Origin of the sequence: Christiangramia oceanisediminis (genome assembly GCF_022570735.2) — a bacterium.
In the GTDB taxonomy this organism is placed as follows: Bacteria; Bacteroidota; Bacteroidia; order Flavobacteriales; family Flavobacteriaceae; genus Christiangramia; species Christiangramia oceanisediminis.
The window spans coordinates 714,327-732,796 of record NZ_JANCNS010000002.1; the positions used below are offsets into that span (position 1 = coordinate 714,327).

General features: G+C 41.4%; 19 protein-coding genes. 12 read left to right on the top strand and 7 right to left on the bottom strand.

The genetic code is table 11. From position 1 onward, the window contains the following. Positions 1-16 precede the first annotated feature (16 nt). Positions 17-151: a hypothetical protein gene (locus MKO06_RS10670; protein ID WP_256946174.1), complete on the bottom strand. Its 135-nt coding sequence runs from the start codon at positions 149-151 to the stop codon at positions 17-19. An 856-nt stretch (positions 152-1,007) separates the two neighbouring features. On the opposite strand from MKO06_RS10670, the gene MKO06_RS10675 reads away from it, so the two are divergent. Then, entirely contained in the window at positions 1,008-1,862 is an 855-nt protein-coding gene (locus MKO06_RS10675; protein WP_241551160.1) for an SdiA-regulated domain-containing protein, read from the top strand. On the opposite strand, the gene MKO06_RS10680 is transcribed toward MKO06_RS10675, so the two are convergent. Next, positions 1,863-3,146, bottom strand: a complete 1,284-nt coding sequence (locus MKO06_RS10680) for a dipeptidase (protein ID WP_241551161.1) — start codon at positions 3,144-3,146, stop codon at positions 1,863-1,865. A 115-nt stretch (positions 3,147-3,261) separates the two neighbouring features. Here MKO06_RS10680 and MKO06_RS10685 point away from each other — a divergent pair, with 115 nt between their 5' ends. From MKO06_RS10685 to MKO06_RS10695, 3 genes are read left to right on the top strand one after another with little or no spacing between them, the layout of a single operon-like run. Further along, positions 3,262-4,713: a RimK family protein gene (locus MKO06_RS10685; protein ID WP_241551162.1), complete on the top strand. Its 1,452-nt coding sequence runs from the start codon at positions 3,262-3,264 to the stop codon at positions 4,711-4,713. A gap of 2 nt (positions 4,714-4,715) precedes the next feature. After that, on the top strand, positions 4,716-5,936 hold the full coding sequence (locus MKO06_RS10690; protein WP_241551163.1) for a glutamate-cysteine ligase family protein: 1,221 nt from the start codon (positions 4,716-4,718) through the stop codon (positions 5,934-5,936). After that, positions 5,933-6,613, top strand: coding sequence for an N-formylglutamate amidohydrolase (locus MKO06_RS10695; RefSeq protein ID WP_241551164.1), 681 nt, complete (start codon positions 5,933-5,935; stop codon positions 6,611-6,613). The genes MKO06_RS10690 and MKO06_RS10695 overlap by 4 nt, the downstream gene beginning before the upstream one ends. A 46-nt stretch (positions 6,614-6,659) precedes the next feature. On the opposite strand, the gene MKO06_RS10700 is transcribed toward MKO06_RS10695, so the two are convergent. Continuing rightward, positions 6,660-7,070 (bottom strand): OsmC family protein, encoded by a 411-nt coding sequence (locus tag MKO06_RS10700; protein ID WP_241551165.1) that lies wholly within the window; start codon positions 7,068-7,070, stop codon positions 6,660-6,662. A gap of 131 nt (positions 7,071-7,201) precedes the next feature. Then, complete coding sequence (locus MKO06_RS10705) at positions 7,202-7,633, bottom strand: FKBP-type peptidyl-prolyl cis-trans isomerase (RefSeq protein ID WP_241551166.1); 432 nt, start codon at positions 7,631-7,633, stop codon at positions 7,202-7,204. 210 nt (positions 7,634-7,843) lie between these two features. On the opposite strand from MKO06_RS10705, the gene MKO06_RS10710 reads away from it, so the two are divergent. The 3 genes from MKO06_RS10710 (at position 7,844) to MKO06_RS10720 (ending at position 10,847) form a co-directional block, all read left to right on the top strand. Beyond that, positions 7,844-9,286, top strand: coding sequence for a Gfo/Idh/MocA family protein (locus MKO06_RS10710; protein ID WP_241551167.1), 1,443 nt, complete (start codon positions 7,844-7,846; stop codon positions 9,284-9,286). An 84-nt stretch (positions 9,287-9,370) separates the two neighbouring features. Then, positions 9,371-9,730 carry a 3D domain-containing protein gene (locus MKO06_RS10715; protein WP_241551168.1) on the top strand — a complete coding sequence of 120 codons (360 nt, stop codon included), beginning with the start codon at positions 9,371-9,373 and terminating at the stop codon, positions 9,728-9,730. A 46-nt stretch (positions 9,731-9,776) separates the two neighbouring features. Next, the gene (locus tag MKO06_RS10720; protein ID WP_241551169.1) at positions 9,777-10,847 is read left to right on the top strand and encodes a transporter substrate-binding domain-containing protein; all 1,071 of its coding nucleotides are present in this window, start codon (positions 9,777-9,779) and stop codon (positions 10,845-10,847) included. A 4-nt stretch (positions 10,848-10,851) separates the two neighbouring features. On the opposite strand, the gene MKO06_RS10725 is transcribed toward MKO06_RS10720, so the two are convergent. Then, on the bottom strand, positions 10,852-10,983 hold the full coding sequence (locus MKO06_RS10725; RefSeq protein ID WP_256946175.1) for a hypothetical protein: 132 nt from the start codon (positions 10,981-10,983) through the stop codon (positions 10,852-10,854). 135 nt (positions 10,984-11,118) lie between these two features. Here MKO06_RS10725 and MKO06_RS10730 point away from each other — a divergent pair, with 135 nt between their 5' ends. Next, positions 11,119-11,274, top strand: a complete 156-nt coding sequence (locus tag MKO06_RS10730) for a hypothetical protein (RefSeq protein ID WP_241551170.1) — start codon at positions 11,119-11,121, stop codon at positions 11,272-11,274. Position 11,275: 1 nt separating this feature from the next. Here MKO06_RS10730 and MKO06_RS10735 read toward each other — a convergent pair whose 3' ends face one another. Continuing rightward, a complete protein-coding gene (locus MKO06_RS10735; RefSeq protein WP_241551171.1) occupies positions 11,276-11,920 on the bottom strand; it encodes a hypothetical protein in 645 nt (214 codons plus the stop codon). 101 nt (positions 11,921-12,021) lie between these two features. Between MKO06_RS10735 and MKO06_RS10740 the strand changes: the two genes are divergently transcribed. Further along, positions 12,022-13,359, top strand: coding sequence for an aspartate kinase (locus MKO06_RS10740; RefSeq protein WP_241551172.1), 1,338 nt, complete (start codon positions 12,022-12,024; stop codon positions 13,357-13,359). Positions 13,360-13,427: 68 nt separating this feature from the next. Here MKO06_RS10740 and MKO06_RS10745 read toward each other — a convergent pair whose 3' ends face one another. Further along, a complete protein-coding gene (locus MKO06_RS10745) occupies positions 13,428-14,666 on the bottom strand; it encodes a glycosyltransferase family 4 protein (protein WP_241551173.1) in 1,239 nt (412 codons plus the stop codon). Between the two features lie 97 nt (positions 14,667-14,763). On the opposite strand from MKO06_RS10745, the gene MKO06_RS10750 reads away from it, so the two are divergent. From MKO06_RS10750 to MKO06_RS10760, 3 genes are read left to right on the top strand one after another with little or no spacing between them, the layout of a single operon-like run. Further along, positions 14,764-15,180 carry a DoxX family protein gene (locus tag MKO06_RS10750; RefSeq protein ID WP_241551174.1) on the top strand — a complete coding sequence of 139 codons (417 nt, stop codon included), beginning with the start codon at positions 14,764-14,766 and terminating at the stop codon, positions 15,178-15,180. After that, positions 15,180-17,099, top strand: coding sequence for an NADP-dependent phosphogluconate dehydrogenase (gene gndA, locus MKO06_RS10755; protein WP_241551175.1), 1,920 nt, complete (start codon positions 15,180-15,182; stop codon positions 17,097-17,099). The genes MKO06_RS10750 and gndA overlap by 1 nt, the downstream gene beginning before the upstream one ends. Continuing rightward, a complete protein-coding gene (locus tag MKO06_RS10760) occupies positions 17,099-18,445 on the top strand; it encodes a GntP family permease (protein WP_241551176.1) in 1,347 nt (448 codons plus the stop codon). Before gndA ends, MKO06_RS10760 begins: the two co-directional genes overlap by 1 nt. Positions 18,446-18,470: the final 25 nt, after the last annotated feature.

Consider the following 18,470-nt stretch of genomic DNA (forward strand, 5'->3'; position numbering starts at 1 on the left):
GGTTTCTTCAAGAAACCTAGGCGTAATATCTCCTGCTATCCAACTCCAGGTGAATAGGGGAGTATTTCTGGTTCATAAATGGTCTTCTGGGAGAAAGACCGTGATGCTGGCTATGGCCAAAGTCCTGAATGATGCTTTCCAGATGTCTCATGATGATATGAATTTGATGATTGATGTTCTTAATTGATGATTGATAATTGATGATTGTTTAAGCTATTCTTCTTCTGAAATACCCGCCGCTGTTAGCTTCGGTGTTCATGAATTGCTTTCTGTTCTTGGTTTCTGATGAAGTTTTCATAATCGATGAATTTTAATGATTGATACTCTTTGATTGATGATTGATAATTGATGATTGTTTAAGCTATTCTTCTGAAATACCCGCCGCTGTTAGCTTCGGTGTTCATGAACTGCTTTCTGTTTTTGGTTTCTGATGAAGTTTTCATAATTGATGAATTTTAATGATTGATACTTTTTAATTGATGATTGATAATTGACAATTGTTTAAGCTATTCTTCTTCTGAAATACCCGCCGCTGTTAGCTTCGGTGTTCATGAACTGCTTTCTGTTTTTGGTTTCTGATGAAGTTTTCATAATTGATGAATTTTAATGATTGATACTCTTTAATTGATGATTGATAATTGATAATTGATAATTGATGATTGTTTAAGCTATTCTTCTTCTGAAAAATCCTCTGCTGTTAGCTTCGGTGTTCATGAATTGCTTTCTGCTTTTGGTTTCTGATGAAGTTTTCATAATCGATGAATTTTAATGATTGATAATTAATAATTGAAAAATGTAATTTGATTGTTTACCTAATAGACGACACCAGATTTGTTCTGTTACAGTACTATGCATAAAAAGGTACCAATTTAACTGTTTTTTAACTTTTAACTGATTATCAGTCATTTATATCTTTCATCTGGAAACCCTTCTAATTTCAAAGATTTGTTAATCTTTTTGTCTGTGATTTCTATTCATTTACTTTTAAAAACAATCAAATACGTATTATGACAAAATGGGCCGTAGGCATCATCATTGCCGTTCTAACACTGGTTGGACTGGTTTATTACCTCCATAAGGAAAACTCCTATGATTTTGATGAATCGATGAAGGAGTATGAAATAGTTCAAAAATGGAACCTGCCAAATCCCCTGGATGAGATCTCAGGTATGGTATGGATGGGTAACGATCGCATTGCCTGTATTCAGGATGAAGACGGGATCATTTTTATATTTGACCTGAATACTTCTGAAATCGTTGCGGAATATAAATTTGGAGGACCTGGCGACTACGAAGGCCTTACCCTGCTCAATGATGAATTATGGGTTGCTGAAAGCAACGGAAAACTCTTCCGGGTAAGAGATCTCAATGATCCTGAGAAAACCCAGGAATTTCAAACCGGCTTCGAATACAAGAATAATATTGAAGGCATTGCCGCAACAGAGGAGGGGAATATCCTTATTCTGCCTAAAGACCGAAACCTTAATTCAACTGGAGACGGGCTGCACGATGCAATTTATTTATATGATCCGGTGGAAGACAAATTAAATAAAGAACCTTATTTAACGATCAATTATGACGACGAGGCCTTTAAAGTGCTACCGGTGACCGAACCCGAGGACCTGATAAGGCCTTCAGACCTAAAAATTCATCCCAACAGTGGTGATATCTATGTGCTGGGAGCACAGATTCCCAAACTTCTTATTTTGGATAATGAAGGAAAGATCAAAAAAATATACCTGTTGAAACCCAGGGAGTTTTATCAACCGGAAGGGATCTGTTTTAGCCCTTCCGGCCGAATCTTTATATCTAATGAAGCAAAGGGAACCGATGCCAGCATCCTTGAAGTGAAATTAAACTGATCAGGATTTCTGCATTTCCCGGGCAACTGCTTCAACTTCATCTAAAACCCGAAGCAGGTTTTCACCCCATAATTTGGCGATTTCTTCTTCTGAATAGCCACGCTTTACAAGCTCGATGGTAACATTGAGACTTTCTGAAGCATCGTCCCAGCCAGCAATTCCGCCTCCGCCATCAAAATCGGAACTGATCCCTACATGGTCTATCCCAATCTTCTCAACCATATAATCGATATGATCTACAAAATCGCTTACATTCACAAATTCAACTTCATCCTTAAGGCGATCAATTTCTGAGCCTGCTTCTTCTCTAACTTCCCTGAATTTTTCAAAATAGGCCTTTCTGTCTTTCTCATTGAGCGCTTCAACTTCTTTATTACTAAGTATTTCAATTCCTTTTTCCTTCGCTCTTCTGGCATAAACTTCTTTCATGGCATCTCCCATCGCATCATTTTTTTCGGTATTCACATAGGCACTAAAAGCAACAGTTTGAACTACCCCGCCATGTTTTTTAAATAAATCCAGCAATTCATCATCCAGGTTGCGGCTATGGTTACACAAGGCCCTGGCCGAAGAATGAGAAGCGATAAGAGGAGCTTTTGAAAGTTCGAACATTTGTTTTATGGACTCTTTGCTTGGGTGCGAAACATCTATCATCATTCCCAGCCTGTTCATTTCTGCCACCGCTTTTTTCCCTAGTTCGCTTAATCCGTTATGCAGCCATACATTATCTTCTTCACCGGTATTGGAATCGCAAAACTGGCTGTGGCCGTTATGTGAAAGCGACATATAACGCGCTCCACGATCGTAGAATTCCTCGATCCTATCCAGATCCTTACCTACCGGATAGGCATTTTCAACACCAATCATCGCCACTTTTTTTCCTTCTGAAACCAGTTTTCGAACCTCCTGCGAATTTGTGGCAAGACCAATTTGTTCCGGAGCATATTCTTTGGTTAACCGGTGAATAGACTCGAATTTCTGGATGGCATTCTCATAGGCCGCAGCATAACCCTCTGCCGTTAATTCATCCTGCCCGGTATACACGATTAGCCAGGAAACATCAAGGCCACCCTGATCCATTTTGGGCAGGTTCACCTGGGTTCCCAGGTTCATCGTATAATTTTTGTTTTCGGTAAAATTAGCTACATTAATATCATTATGAGTATCTATAGTGATCACCTTTTCATGGATGCGTTTCGCCTTTTCAACCAATGAGTTATTGGTTTGCGCAGGTAAGTTTAAAAAGCCTGCGAGGAATAGAAGTAAACTAATCTTTAATTTCATGGATTAAATTGATTTGATTTTAAGATGCTGAATTTAAGAATTAATATTAAGCCTTCCCTAAATTTTAAAAAGGGATGGTATTTTCAGCTACATTTGGATAAACTTTTTTGTTTTAATGAATAAATTTATAGTTGTAAATCAACCGGAGACCTGGAGGTTATCTTCAGAACATGTTAAAATAATTTCTTCCCGCGAATACCTTACTAATCCTGAATATTCTCAATTAAAGAAGGCCAGGGTATTCAATTTGTGCAAGAATTACGCATACCAGTCTAAAGGATACTATGTCTCATTACTGGCAGAGGCAAGAGGACATTTAGCCATTCCAACCGTTAAGAACATCGTTGATATGGCTGAACCTAAGCTGGTGAAGATCGTCTCAGAAGAATTCGATGACCTTATCCAGCAATCCTTAAAGAATATCAAGTCCCAGGAATTCACCCTAAGCGTTTACTTTGGGCAAAATGTAGCCGCAAAGTACAAGGAATTGAGCGCCATGTTCTTCAGGCATTTCCAGATCCCGTTCCTGCGGGTTAAATTCAATTTCAGCAACAGGTGGAACATCAAAAACATAAAGGCTATTTCAGAATCTGAAATCCCTGAAGAACACAAGGAAAGCATGTGGCAGTTTGCCCAGCAATATTTTGCAAAAAAACGTTACGACACGCCCAGGCAAACCAGTTTTGATCATGACCTGGCCATTCTGGTGCAGGAAAAGGATGTGGCACCGCCCAGCAACGCAAAAGCTCTAAAAAAGTTCATCGAGCAGGCTGAAAAAATGGGCTTCTATACCGAAATCATCTCGCCAAAAGAGCTTTCCAGGCTTTCTGCATTTGATGCATTGCTAATCAGGCAAAGCACCGAGGTGAATAACGAGGCCTATGCCTTCGCTCGTAAGGCCCAGCAGGAAGATATTGCCATTGTTGACTATCCCGATGCCATCCTTAAATGCTGTAATAAAGTATTTATGGCCGAAGCGCTGGAAAATGCAGGCATCCCAACACCAAAGACAGTAATTGTCCATAAGGACAATAAACAACATGTCTTGGAAAAAACCGGTTTGCCGGTAGTTCTTAAATCTCCTGATTCTACCTTTTCCTTCGGGGTGAAAAAAGCAGAAACCGAAGAGCAGTACCAGGAATTGGTTTCTGAAATGCTTAAAAAATCTGAACTGGTGATCGCCCAGGAATTTTCTCCTTCAGAATACGACTGGAGAATTGGAGTGCTGGACGGTAAGGCCTTTTATGCCTGCCGTTACTATATGGCCAAAGGTCACTGGCAGATCTATAACTGGGGTGCAAAGAAAAAAGACGATCGAGATGGCAATGCCGATTGTATGCCTATCGAAAAGGTTCCTCCCAAGATCTTAAAGAATGCCATCAAGGCGGCAAAACTTATGGGAAAGGGATTGTATGGGATCGATATTAAAGAAGTAGGAGGGAAGGCCCTGGTGATCGAGATCAACGACAACCCGAACATCGATGCGGGCGTAGAAGACCTGTATTATGGTGACCAGGTATATATACAAATCTTAACAGCCTTGAAAAACCGACTCGAAAATAAATAATTATGTCATATCACCTTTTTGAGGTTTACGGGATCGAACTGGAATATATGCTGGTTCATAATTCAGATCTAAAGGTAAACCCCATCACAGACAAGTTGCTTACTAAAAAGAACGGCTCCCTAACCTCAGACGTTGAAAACGGGAAAATTGAATGGAGCAATGAGTTAGTGGCACATGTAGTTGAAATGAAGACCAATGGTCCCACCGGCAACCTGGATGAACTGGGTTTGCTGTTCGCCGATAATGTAAAGGAAATGAACCAACTTTTACAGGAATTTGATAGCAGGCTGCTGCCAACTGCCTCACATCCTTTTATGGATCCGTTCACCGAAACTCATCTATGGAAACATAATTACAGCAAGATCTATGCATTGTACAATCGCATTTTTGATTGTAAGGGACATGGCTGGAGCAATGTGCAAAGCATGCATATTAACCTGCCATTTACAGGAGATGCAGAATTTGAAAAATTACATGCGGCAGTGCGGGTACTTCTGCCAATAATTCCGGGCCTTGCTGCTAGTTCTCCGGTTCTGGATGGCAATTACACCGGTTTTAAAGATTCCAGGATGCACTATTACAAAAGCAATCAAAAGGAAATCCCGCATATGACCGGGAAGGTGATTCCCGAACAGATCTTTGACAAGGCCGAATATTATGATAAGATCTTTAAACCCATAACCGAAGCCATTAAACCTTTTGATACAGAAGAGATCCTGGATCATCATTTTCTGAATTCAAGGGGAGCGATCTCCAGGTTCGACCGTAATGCGATCGAAATTAGGGTGATCGATCTACAGGAAAATCCATCGGCCGATGTGGCCATAGCTGCCTTTATTATTGAGGTCTTGAAATTGCTCGTAAGCCAGGAACTGGTTTCCCTGGAAGACCAGAAGAAATGGCATGAAGATGAACTTTTCGAAATTTTCAATGAGGTGATAAAGGATGCCGAGAATACACTGATCGATAATTCCAAATACCTGGCGCTTTTCGACCTTAACAAGGCATCAGATGTAAGGCAGATCTGGAAAAGGCTTTTTGAACTGGTATCAGACAACCTGGCGGAGCATCATCGAAAGCATATTGAATTCATTCTCCAGAATGGAAGCCTTGCCACCAGGATCCTTAAGGCTTTGCGTAATGATTTTTCCCACGAACATATCGTCAAGGTTTTTTCCCAGCTTGCCAGCTGCCTGGAAAAGAATCAAATGTTCAGGCCATGAAACTGGTGCTCACCTGCGAACATGCATTTCCAGATATTCCCATGGCTTACAGGATACTGTTCCGGGATAATTTCAAGGTTTTGAAAACCCACGAAGGCTATGATCCCGGGGCATTTGATCTTTTCGAAGAACTAAGGAGCCTGGCCAGCTTTAGCGAATACCAGGTAATAGGAAGATTGCTGGTAGAGGTGAACAGATCGGTTACCCATCCATCCTTATTTTCAAGGTTCAGTAAAATACTCGACAACCAAAAAAAGAAAGCTCTTCTGGATGCATATTATCATCCGTATAGGTTTAAGGTTGAAACCGAAATAAAGAAAATGATTTCCCAGGGCCATCTGGTATTACATTTATCTATACATAGTTTTACGCCAATTTTAAGAGGAGAGGTTCGCAATTGTGATTTTGGCCTTTTATATGATCCTTCCAGGTCATCAGAAAAAGAATATGCACGTGAGCTGAAAGCTGGATTGATGCAGGAAAAACCAGATCTAAAAGTCAGGTTCAATTATCCATACCTGGGAAAAGCAGATGGTTTCACAACCTATTTGAGGAAAAAATTCCCTGAAAATTATTCCGGCATCGAGATCGAACTCAACCAGAAGTGGGTTAGCAAAAACAGAACAGACGAAGACATAAAGAAAGCCGTTTACCAGTCTATTGAAGGTTTAAAATAAAAAAAGCCTCGAAAATGAGGCTTTTTGATCTTTATTATTTAATCACCTATTTAAGGTCGTATTCCATCGTGATCTCTGCATTCAGCAGTTTGGATAATGGACAGTTTTCCTTGGCTTTATTGGCTAGTTTATCGAACTTTTCCTCGTCTATCCCCGGAACCTTGGCCGTAAGGATAAGGTGAGACCTTGTGATCTCGCCATCTTCAAAGGTAATCTCAGAAGTTGTTTCCAGCGAATCTGGTTCAAATCCTTCTTCAGTAAGGAATGCCGAAAGCTGCATGCTGAAACATCCGGCATGAGCCGCACCAACAAGCTCTTCAGGGTTGGTACCCTTTCCATTTTCGAACCTTGTTTTAAATGAATATTGTGCATCTTTCAATACCCCGCTTTCCAGGCTTACAGTTCCTTTTCCTTCTTTTAAGGAGCCCATCCATTTGGCCGATCCTTTTCTTTTCATAATTTAGTTTTTTGTGATTTAGTTCTAAGGTAATAAGCAGAAGATGAACAGGAAACTAATTATAAAAACCTTAACCATATAACTAAAAAAGCCCGACCAGGTCGGGCTTTTCTTAAATATTGCAGGGGGATTTACTTAATTTCCAATACTTCAAGATCGAAAATAAGGTCTTTACCGGCAAGTGGGTGGTTGGCATCTACCACGATGCTGTCATCTTTCACTTCGGTTACAACCAGGTTGATCTCACGACCATCAGGGCTTTTAGAAACCAATGGCATTCCTACTTCTGGCTTCAATTCTTCAGGTAGCTGATTCTTATCAACTTCCTGGATCAACTCAGCTTTAGGCTCACCGTATGCTTCTTCTTTAGGTATATTAATGGTCTTTTTTTCGTTCACTTCCATCCCGATAAGGCCATCCTCGAATCCAGGGATAAGCTGGCCCTGGCCAAGAGTGAACTCTATAGGCTCTCCGCGTTCTACTGAACTATCGAAAACCTGGCCATCTTCCAATTTACCTGTGTAGTGTACCTTTACGGCATCATTTTGCTTTACTTGACTCATAAAAAGTATTTTTATCTATTTAATTTCCGGCTAAAAATTCATTTTCAGCCATTTAAAGCTGCAAATGTACAAGTATCTTGCCGAAAGCCAAATTACCCGACAGATTAACCGATTAGCTTACATTTTGTCATAGTTGGAATTTCCATTTTAATCAAATAACTTTAAAAATGAATAGTTCACCTGAAAAACCAACCAACCAATTACTTAATTATGAAAAAAGAAACTAAAAAGAATATCAGGGAATCCCGACGTGATTTTATGAAAAAATCGGCTGTTGCTGCCGGAGGCTTTATGATCGTACCACGCCATGTTCTGGGCGGACCGGGTTTTATTGCTCCCAGTGATAAGTTGATAATTGCCGGTATTGGGGTAGGTGGAAAAGGTGAAACCGATCTAAAAAGTTTTCATTCAAGCGGAAAGGCTGAAATTGCCTTTTTATGTGACGTAGATGACCGCAGGGCAAAAGCTTCCAGAAGAAAGTTCTCGAAGGCCAAGTATTACAAGGATTACAGGGAGATGATGGATAAGGAAGCCAATAATTTTGATGCTGTTTGTGTTTCTACTCCAGATCATAATCATGCCGTGCAAACCATGGCGGCCATGGAAAGAGGAAAACATGTGTATGTTCAAAAGCCGCTTACGCATGATATTTATGAAGCCAGGATGTTAACCGAAGGGGCCAGAAAACATAAGGTAGTAACCCAAATGGGAAATCAGGGAGCTTCAGGCGATGGGGTAAGGCTTATGAAAGAATGGTATGATGCAGGTATAATTGGTGAGGTAGAAGAAGTTTATGTCTGGACAGACAGGCCTATTTGGCCACAGGGAATTCCATGGCCAAAGTCCAACGCCGCGATCCCTGCTGAACTGGACTGGAATTTATGGCTTGGAACTGCACCATACAAGGAATATATAGACGGATTAGTGCCGTTTAACTGGCGTGGCTGGTGGGATTACGGAACCGGTGCCCTTGGAGATATGGGCTGTCACCTAATTGAACCACCTTTTAGTGTTCTGGACTTAAAATATCCAAAAGAGGTGGAGTGCAGCGTGGGAAGCGTCTATGTTGATGCATTTGCCAGAGGATATTTCCCGGAAAGTTGTCCGCCATCTAGCCATGTGATCATGAAATTCGAGGATTCCAATTCAAAAGATATCAACCTGCACTGGATGGATGGTGGTATTAAACCCATGCGTCCTGAAGAATTAGGTCCCGAAGAAACATTTGGTGATGGCAGTAATGGGGCCCTTATAATTGGAACCAAAGGGAAGATGATGTGCGGAACCTACGGAACGAATCCACGATTATTACCCACTTCAAAAACCGATCAGGTAACGGTGCCTCAAAAATACAAACGAGTCCCTGGAGGTATGAATGGACATTATGCCCAATGGGTGGAAGCCGCTATTGCTGGTTATGGCAATATGGAAGTTAGCTCACCTTTCGATATCGCGGGTCCTTTGACCGAATCTCTTTTAATTGCCAACCTGGCAATAAGGGGGTATGACATTCAGAAGAAAAAAGGAAACAAGGTCTCTTACCCAGGCAGGGATCTAAAAATGATCTGGGATGCTGAAAATATGCGGGTAACCAACTTTGATGAAGCGAACCAGTTCGTGAAGCGGGAGTACCCCGATGGATTTACCTTATAGTTCATGAATAGCATTCTGGCAGATTCCTTAAATAAAATTACAGTTCTCCTTTTATGCACTTTGCTATGTGCATCCTGCAGAAATATGAAGGACAGGGAAGATGAAGTTGACTGGGATACGATATGTGTCACGGTAACAGCCTACAATTCTACAGGTTATCAAACAGAAGGCGATCCAAATATCACGGCCTGGGGCGATACCTTAAAACCCGGAATGAATGCCATTGCTATTTCGCGTGACCTTATGAAACTGGGGCTTGGTCATAACTCCAAGGTTAAAATAGAGGGTTTTGACAGTATTTTCCTGGTTAAGGATAAAATGCACTATCGCTGGCGGAACAAGGTGGATATCTATATGGGAGAAGATGTAGCTAAAGCAAGGGAATTTGGCCGTAAAAAACTGAACATGGCCTATATTTTCAAAAAAGATTCCATTAAGAATTGAATTTTCAAAAGCCTATAGTATTTTGCCAGTTCTTAAAATTTCCAGAATGTTTGTTAGATCTTTATTGATTGCGTTTCTAGTTTTCTTCGGAAGTCATATTTCATTTGCACAACCTGATTCAACCGCCACTCCCAAGGGAAAATTGATCATCGGGATTGCCGAAACACCTCCTTTCGTAGAGAAACAACCATATGGCTACTCAGGCTTGAGCATCTCGTCATGGAAACTGGTGAACGAACAACTGCAGGCCGAATATGAATTTCGTGAATATGATGATCTTAATAGCCTTCTTGCTGGAATAGAAAAAGGAGAGGTAGACATGAGCGTAAATCCTATCACTGTCACGGAACAACGCATGAAAAGGATGGATTTCTCCCAGCCTTATTTTATCTCTCATACCAGCCTGGTACAAAGAAGGGAATCAACCCTTTTAAGGCATATCAAAAATTTCTTCAGTTGGGATTTCTTTAAGGTCGTATTTCTCCTTTTGCTTGTGATATTCATCTTCGGATTCCTGGCCTGGCTGTTTGAACGAAAAAAGAATAGGGAAGAATTTGGCGAAGGTTTTCGAGGCATCATGCAGGGCTTCTGGTGGAGCGCGGTAACCATGACTACCGTTGGTTATGGAGACAAATCCCCCAGAACCACCGGAGGTCGTATAATTGGCCTTATCTGGATGTTTCTGGCGGTGATCATTATTTCAAGTTTCACGGCGGGAATTGCTTCCTCACTTACTGTTAAAAGTATAAACGAAGAAATTGGTGCCGTTCAGGATCTACAGCGTTTTGATGTTACTACCGTTAATAGTTCAAGCTCCCAGGAATTACTTGAACTTTATAATATAGAGAGTAAATTGTTTAACAATGAAATGGAAGCGATACAGGCCCTGTTGAATGAAGAGGTGAACATTTTTGTGTATGATGAGCCCATTCTAAAATATCTTATTCAGCAGCAAAATCTTGAAGATGAGCTGGAAATTCTCTCGCAAAGTTTAAAGAAAGATTATTATAGTTATTCCTTTCCAAAAGATTCTCCTTTGCTTAAAAAGATAAATCCGGTCTTGATTCGCTCACTAAAAAGTATGGAGTGGAGCGCGTTGGTTGAAGATTATAAATAAATAATTATCCAAGACCTAAATATCCAGGGAGGATCCACAGAATGATGAATACCACGATCATTCCAAAACAGCCGCAGCCACCCCCAAATTTCCTGGCACCCCATCCTGCCAGTAATGCCCTGATGATATTTTTCATCCGCAATAAATTAGCCTCTAAATTTAATTCAGCAGTACCCCTAAAAGGGTATTTTTAATAAAACTTGAAAGACCGGTATAATTAAGTATTTGATTTTTAGTATCTTGAAGCCGATTCGATAAAATTTAGATTTTTATGCCAACCAAACAACCAACAACTTCCCGTCCTGGAGAGGATAATTTTATGCGCTATAAAAAGAACTTTCATAATAAAACGATTTTTATAGCCATCGCATTAGTTATCGTGGTGACCATAGTTGCAATGACCGGCGTTTATTACGAATACTGGTAGATCACTTTTTGATCTCGTTCAACAATAAAAATGCCTTATTGATATATTCCTTTTCCAGAAAAAGTGCAAAATAATTCGAGGTAGAAATCATTTCAAATACAGGAATTCCCTCATAAGCCAGAAGCTTAAAAATGTAAAAATACAATCCCACTGTCTGAGAACTGTTCTTAGGCAAACCTATGGTTATTGATGACAATTCCTCCTTGATGGAAACCCGTACTTCACTCCTGAAACATTTTTCAACCAGATCTGTCAAAGACGTAGACACCAATATATTACTCTCTTGGTAATTACTTGAATAATTGAGATAAACGCCTGTTTGGTCTTTAACGGCTTCCAGCAATTTTGCCTTATTCGCTATTATGGTCTTCGAATTTAAGAAGGTGTATTCGGTTATTCCGGAACGAACGATAATATCACCCATTTCCCGCAAACTTTTCATATCGATCTTGGTTCTCTTTGGAGCATACCTCCTTAATGCCATGATAATACTTCCCTGTTTAACAGGTTTTCGCATTTCTTTTTCTACCTGGGGCTGAATATCTGCTGCGAGTCCACTAAAATTTACAATATCCCTTGCTATTGCATCATCCAGGAAAGGCTGGTGCCTTATAATATCATGAACAACGGTGGTTATTGTCTTCATTTGTTAATTATTAAACATTTTGTGCAAATGTATATAAAATGAATGTGAGTTTTTGAACCGCTCCAAAATAGTAATACCTATGCAGCCGCAAAACCTTAGCTATGAAAGTCTTAAAATTTGGCGGAACTTCTGTAGGATCTTCAGAAAGTATAAGAAACGTAAAGGAAATTATACGTTCCCAGGACGGAACTAAAATGCTGGTGCTTTCAGCAATGTCCGGAGTGACCAACAGCCTGGTGGAAATTTCAGAGGCCTGCAAAAATGATCATAACAGCCTTATTTCTCCAAACATCGAGGCGCTTCGCATAAAGCATTTTAACCTGATAAATGAGCTTATACCCCAGGATTCATTAAATACTCGTGTTAAACAGCATATTAATGACCTTCTGGCTGAACTTCAGCATCATGCAACCCAGTCCTGGAATGAAGAGATCAATGCGAAGATCCTCACTACAGGCGAGACCATGCTTACCTTTATTTTTAGCAGGTACCTGGATTTTATGGGAATTAAGAATACGCTGTTGAATTCTCGTGATTTCATGCATATCGAAAATCTTGAGAATCCAGATACGGGACATGTCGCAGAACTTTTGAACGAGATCCTGAAAAATACGGAACAAACCGATATTTTGATCGCGCAGGGATTTGTTCGGCTTAATTCGAAAATGGAAGTAAGTACCCTTAAAAGAGGAGGAAGCGATTATACGGCAACCATCCTGGGAGCTGCCATACGCGCCGAAGAAATTCAGATCTGGACCGACATTAGCGGACTCCATAATAACGATCCGCGTTACGTGGAAAACACCCATGCTATCTCCCAGTTGAGCTTTGAGGAGGCCGCAGAGCTGGCCTATTTTGGGGCCAAGATCCTGCATCCGCAAACCATTTCCCCGGTAATTGGAAAGAACATACCCGTTTACCTGAAGAATACGTTTACACCCGAAGCACAGGGAACCTGTATTAGCTCCTTAACCGACCGTAAAGGTCTGAAGGCGATTTCAGCAAAAGACGGCATTACGGCTATCAAGATAAAGTCTAACCGTATGCTTATGGCTCATGGTTTCCTTAAAAAGATCTTCGAGGTTTTTGATAAATATGAAACCGCTATCGATATGATCACAACTTCAGAGATTGCCATTTCGCTTACCATAGATGATGTTAGAAACCTGGACAATATCCTTGCTGAACTATCCAATTACGGCGAAGTAAATGTAGACTTCGAACATAGCATTATTTGCGTGGTAGGAGAGGGGCTCATCGAAGATAAAAGCAGTTCCAGGATATTCGAAATATTAAAGGATGTGCCGGTGAGAATGATCTCTTATGGCGGAAGCAATAATAATATTTCATTGCTGGTAGAAACCAGTCATAAGATCGAGGTTCTACAAAAATTGAATGATAAGCTTTTTACTAACAGGCCCGAATATAACCTGCAGTAAATCACCATAACTAAAACAGTTTTTTTGTGTAGTGAAAACCGTTGGATGCTTCAGCCGCCAGCGGTTTTTTAATTTTTATCCCTGTTCTTTTCTTCGATGAATCGTGACATGAAATATGTACTGCGATGCAGGTGATGTTTCAGCATTTCCCCTGTGAAATTGGTCTTGCGATGTTTATGTAATTTGGTTTTTAGACCTTGGATTTCAGAAATCAGAGCTTCTGAAAATCTTTTTTGATCAAATCGAATCCTGAGCAGTTCAAATCCTTCCAGCTGTTTTTGTTGCCAAAGCTGTTGATCCTCATAAAGCTGAATCGATTTTTCAATGATATCATCAGGTTCCTCGACAATTAAACCTGGCCAGGAATCATCTATCGAAATCCCTTCAGCTCCTATTTTAGTGGTAATCGATGGGGTTCCGTTCTGCATGGCATCAATGAACTTTCCCTTCAGTCCGGCCCCAAATCGAATGGGAGCAAGACAAATCCTGGCCTGCTGCATTAGCTTCGAAGAATCGCTGGCCCAGCCATGCACAAAAAATCCCTGTTGCTTGTTTCGAAGCTGAAAATTCTTTTCTGTCGCATAGGCACCATAGATGTGCAGGTTTGCATCCGGAAGCCTCTTCCTGATACCCGGCCAGATCTTTTCTTTTAAAAACAAGACCGAATCCCAGTTTGGGGCATGCAGAAAATTACCGATGAACAAAAAATCCTTTCGGTGATCGAATGACGGAAACCCGGCAATATCAGGAGTATCGGGAATGTCAAGTAAATAAGGCAGGTAAAGAAGTATCTCAGGTAAAACCCTGAATTCATCCTGAAGCAAATTCATTTCGAACTCAGAAATTATAAGGCTAAGATCACAGCGATAAATAGCCGAAATTTCACGTTTGGTTATTTCCAGCTCTTGGTATAGCTCCGCTTCCGCAAGCTGCTTTTTGATAGCCTGCTCCCTGGCTTTCCGTAAAAAATGAAGATCTTCGGTATCGAGAATCTTTATCGCACCGGGACAGATTTTATCCACTCTCCAGCCAAATTGTTCTTCCATCATAAAGCGGTCAAAAAGAACAATTTCGGGCATTACTTCAGCCAGGAAGTCATCAAAAGATGAATGGTTAAGCCTGATCTTTTCTGTTTGAATTCCCAGCCTACCAAGATCCTCCATGTTTTCGGTTTCTTTTGCCGCAGTTGCGAATATAACCTGGTAGTTAATTTTCCTGAACAGCTGGAGTAACTGCATCATTCTGGAACCCGCAGCAGAAGAAGCGGGTTCAGGCCAAACATAACCGATCACCAGAATTTTGGGCATGAAATTTTTCCCAAAAATAGGTTTTTATGTGAGATATGACCGAAGCATATGTTAACTTATTCAGGAATTTTTAATAGCTTTCAGGAAATTTGCCCAAATGAAAAACAGCTATTCAACCAATTTAAACCTTTTTAGAACTGATCTTGGCCTGCTACTATTCCGCATTTTTATAGGTGGTTTAATGCTAACCCATGGCTGGTCCAAACTTCTCCGTTTTTTTGGACCTGATGAGATCAGTTTTGCCGATCCTTTAGGGTTTGGAGAAACATTTACCTTCGCATTTGCCGTTTTCGCAGAGTTCTTCTGTTCGATATTTATAATTTTTGGCTTTCTTACCAGGATTTCCAGCATTCCGCTATTTATTACCATGCTTACCGCTGCACTCATCGTGCATATCCCCGATGGTTTCGGTAAACAGGAATTACCCTTACTGTATGCATCTGGTTTTCTGCTTCTGTTTTTAACCGGACCTGGAAAATATTCTCTTGACTTTAAACTGTATAAGAAAAAATAATGTCAGTAGGAGAGGGGAAACCTATCTATATCGTTATGGGCGTTGCCGGGGTAGGAAAGACCAGTACTGCCAAAGCCCTGGCTTCTGAATTGAATATTCCTTTTTTTGAGGGAGACGAATTTCATCCACCGGAAAATATAAAAAAAATGACCGATGGTTATCCTCTGAACGATGAGGATCGCCAGGCATGGTTAAAAGCGATTGCCGGCCAGATTAACAGGGTTGAGGATAAAGGTGGAGCCGTTTTTACCTGTTCAGCATTAAAAGAAATTTACAGGGAATACCTAATGAACCGTACCCGATCCAGAATTGAATGGATCTATCTCTACGAAAGTTTCGAAACCATTCGCGACCGGATGCGTTCAAGAAGGGAACATTTCTTTAATCCCGAACTTCTTACTTCGCAGTTCGATACATTGGAACCGCCCGCCTACGGAATTCATATGCGCACTAACCTGTCACCTGAAAAAACTTTGAACAAAATCCTTCAGGAGATCAAAAAACCCAAGATTGGAATTATAGGTCTTGGTGTCATGGGGCAGGGACTGGCCCTGAATATGGCAGACAACCAGGTTTCGGTTACGGTCTACAATCGGGAAGTCAGGGGAGCTGAAGAAAATATAGCCCGAAACTTTGCCGATGAGAATAAGGAACTTTATCATTTTAGCTGGTTTAGTGATCTCGAGAAATTCTTAAAATATCTTCCCAGGCCAAGGAATATCCTGTTAATGGTAAAGGCAGGACCGGCTGTGGATTCTGTTATTTCAGAATTACTTCCGTACCTGGAGAAAGACGATCTTATCATTGATGCCGGGAATTCCCATTATGAAGATACTCAGCGGCGGATCGCTGAACTTCAAAATAAAGAAGTTCTGTTCCTGGGAACCGGCGTATCTGGTGGGGAAGAAGGTGCTCGTAACGGTCCTTCAATTATGCCCGGCGGTTCTAAAGATGCATATGAACGAGTAGCGCCTATCCTGGAAAGTATCGCGGCCAGGGACAAAACGGGAAAAGCCTGTTGCAGCTACATAGGTCCTGGCGGTTCCGGTCATTTTGTGAAAATGCTGCATAACGGGATAGAATATGGCGAAATGCAGCTAATTGCGGAATTCTATCATTATATGCGTTTTTTCCTGGATATGCCGGTGGAGGAGATCGCGGCTATGTTTGCAAAGTGGAATGAAAAACTGGATAGTTATCTTCTAGAGATTTCGATCGATATCCTACACCGGAAGGAAAATGACGAACTGTTGCTCGATCTTATCCTTGATGCGGCAGGGCAGAAGGGAACCGGTGGCTGGTCTACAGAGGCAGCCCTCAAATATGGCGTTGCCCTGGATACCATTACAGCTGCTGTAATGGCAAGGAATATCTCGGGGGATAAGGAACGAAGAACCCGTGCGGCTGCTTTATTCAACTTTAAAAAGTTAGATGGAGTTTTATACGATGGGATTCATGAAAAATTATTTGAAGCATTCAGGCTTGTACAGGTCGTTAATCATTCTATAGGTTTTGATTTGTTAAATAAGGCTTCTGAAGAAAACAACTGGGAGCTGGATCTTTCCGAAATTTCAAGAATCTGGACCAATGGATGTATCATACGATCTTCCCTGATGAACAGTTTAATAGACAGTTTTAAGGATAATCCGAAGGAACATCTACTTCTGAATCCGAATTTTGTAAAGCTAGCGAACAGGTCCCGGGAGGCACTTCTCGAGGTTGGAACCCAGGCGATGTCTTATGGCTGCCCTATGCCGGTAACCGCTTCAGCGATCAATTATTTTCTGAATTTCACCTCTTCTCAAAGCTCTGCTAATATGATCCAGGCACAGCGGGATTATTTTGGTGCACATGCTTACGAAAGGACCGATAAGCCACGTGGAGAATTTTACCGAACTCACTGGAAAATTAAAAATTGATGGAATTTCAATTATTACTTGCCGTTCTTTCCGGAATTGGAATTTTGTTATTTCTTATTTTAAGACTGAAGATCCAGGCTTTTCTCGCCCTTTTGATCTCTTGTATCATCGTTGGAATGATGGCAGGAATGCCAGCACTGGAAATCCTGGATACCATGAAGGACGGGATGGGAAGCACCCTGGGATTCGTGGCAACCGTGGTAGGACTTGGAGCCTTATTCGGCGGAATCCTTGAACAATCGGGAGGTGCACAGCGACTGGCATCCTATATGCTGGAACGAACCGGGGAAAAACGGGCTCCCTGGGCTATGATGATCTCCGGCTTTGCAGTGGCCATCCCGGTATTTTTTGATGTGGCCTTTATAATTCTCGTTCCTATCACCTATGCGCTTAGCAAGCGTACGGGCAAATCTCTTTTGTTATACGCCCTTCCATTACTCGCCGGGCTTGCCATCACCCATGCCTTTATACCACCTACACCGGGGCCAATTGCGGTTGCCGATATACTTGGAGCCGATCTTGGCTGGGTAATTTTATTCGGATTCCTGGCAGGTCTTCCAGCTGCCATTCTGGGAGGTCCCATATTCGCCAGGTTTATTTCCAGGAGGATTCATATTGTCCCCGGGGAATTTGCAAAGGTCGAAGAGAAGGAGATCCATAACCCACCATCAGCAGGATTGATCATGTTGATAATTAGTGTTCCCATCGTGCTTATCGTACTAAGCACTCTTGTAAATAGCACAATGGTTTCCACAACAGGGATACCTTCAGGAGTATTATATATGATCAATTTAATTGGCCACCCCTTCACGGCGCTGATCATCGCCAATTTGCTGGCCTGGTATTTCATCGGAATTCGGCGCGGAATGGGGAAGGACTTTCTTCTAAAAATCGCTACCAAATCCTTCCAGTCTGCTGGTATAATCATTTTGCTCACAGGGGCAGGAGGAGCTTTTAAACAGATCCTTATCGCCACCGGTTCGGGGGAGATGATCGCAGGGGCCTTGAATCAAAGTATTTTAAACCCGCTATTATTCGGGTTCCTGGTTGCTTTACTGGTGAGGGTTTTGCAGGGCTCGGCTACCGTGGCAATGATAACCGCTGCAGGGATTACAGCACCCGTACTTGGAGATGGTATTTATAATCCCGCACAGATTTCATTAGTGGTAATTGCGATTGCTGCAGGTGCTTCCAGCTTTTCACATGTAAATGATAGCGGATTCTGGCTGGTGGGTCAGTATCTGGGTTTAACCGAAAAACAAACCTTCAGCTCCTGGACGGTAATGACGTGTATAATTGCATTTACCGGTCTAATAAGCAGTTTGATGCTTTGGTATATCATTTAAAAAAAGCCCGTTTCCGGGCTTAAGT

What these genes read in the sequence shown, in the direction of transcription:
- MKO06_RS10730 (WP_241551170.1), top strand. Translation starts at nt 11,119, where the DNA reads ATGCCAACCAAACAACCAACAACTTCCCGTCCTGGAGAGGATAATTTT.
- MKO06_RS10715 (WP_241551168.1), top strand. Translation starts at nt 9,371, where the DNA reads ATGAAGGACAGGGAAGATGAAGTTGACTGGGATACGATATGTGTCACG.
- MKO06_RS10680 (WP_241551161.1), bottom strand. Translation starts at nt 3,146, where the DNA reads ATGAAATTAAAGATTAGTTTACTTCTATTCCTCGCAGGCTTTTTAAAC.
- MKO06_RS10685 (WP_241551162.1), top strand. Translation starts at nt 3,262, where the DNA reads ATGAATAAATTTATAGTTGTAAATCAACCGGAGACCTGGAGGTTATCT.
- MKO06_RS10705 (WP_241551166.1), bottom strand. Translation starts at nt 7,633, where the DNA reads ATGAGTCAAGTAAAGCAAAATGATGCCGTAAAGGTACACTACACAGGT.
- MKO06_RS10695 (WP_241551164.1), top strand. Translation starts at nt 5,933, where the DNA reads ATGAAACTGGTGCTCACCTGCGAACATGCATTTCCAGATATTCCCATG.
- MKO06_RS10760 (WP_241551176.1), top strand. Translation starts at nt 17,099, where the DNA reads ATGGAATTTCAATTATTACTTGCCGTTCTTTCCGGAATTGGAATTTTG.
- gndA (WP_241551175.1), top strand. Translation starts at nt 15,180, where the DNA reads ATGTCAGTAGGAGAGGGGAAACCTATCTATATCGTTATGGGCGTTGCC.
- MKO06_RS10720 (WP_241551169.1), top strand. Translation starts at nt 9,777, where the DNA reads ATGTTTGTTAGATCTTTATTGATTGCGTTTCTAGTTTTCTTCGGAAGT.
- MKO06_RS10750 (WP_241551174.1), top strand. Translation starts at nt 14,764, where the DNA reads ATGAAAAACAGCTATTCAACCAATTTAAACCTTTTTAGAACTGATCTT.
- MKO06_RS10710 (WP_241551167.1), top strand. Translation starts at nt 7,844, where the DNA reads ATGAAAAAAGAAACTAAAAAGAATATCAGGGAATCCCGACGTGATTTT.
- MKO06_RS10725 (WP_256946175.1), bottom strand. Translation starts at nt 10,983, where the DNA reads ATGAAAAATATCATCAGGGCATTACTGGCAGGATGGGGTGCCAGGAAA.
- MKO06_RS10675 (WP_241551160.1), top strand. Translation starts at nt 1,008, where the DNA reads ATGACAAAATGGGCCGTAGGCATCATCATTGCCGTTCTAACACTGGTT.
- MKO06_RS10690 (WP_241551163.1), top strand. Translation starts at nt 4,716, where the DNA reads ATGTCATATCACCTTTTTGAGGTTTACGGGATCGAACTGGAATATATG.
- MKO06_RS10700 (WP_241551165.1), bottom strand. Translation starts at nt 7,070, where the DNA reads ATGAAAAGAAAAGGATCGGCCAAATGGATGGGCTCCTTAAAAGAAGGA.
- MKO06_RS10735 (WP_241551171.1), bottom strand. Translation starts at nt 11,920, where the DNA reads ATGAAGACAATAACCACCGTTGTTCATGATATTATAAGGCACCAGCCT.
- MKO06_RS10740 (WP_241551172.1), top strand. Translation starts at nt 12,022, where the DNA reads ATGAAAGTCTTAAAATTTGGCGGAACTTCTGTAGGATCTTCAGAAAGT.
- MKO06_RS10745 (WP_241551173.1), bottom strand. Translation starts at nt 14,666, where the DNA reads ATGCCCAAAATTCTGGTGATCGGTTATGTTTGGCCTGAACCCGCTTCT.
- MKO06_RS10670 (WP_256946174.1), bottom strand. Translation starts at nt 151, where the DNA reads ATGAGACATCTGGAAAGCATCATTCAGGACTTTGGCCATAGCCAGCAT.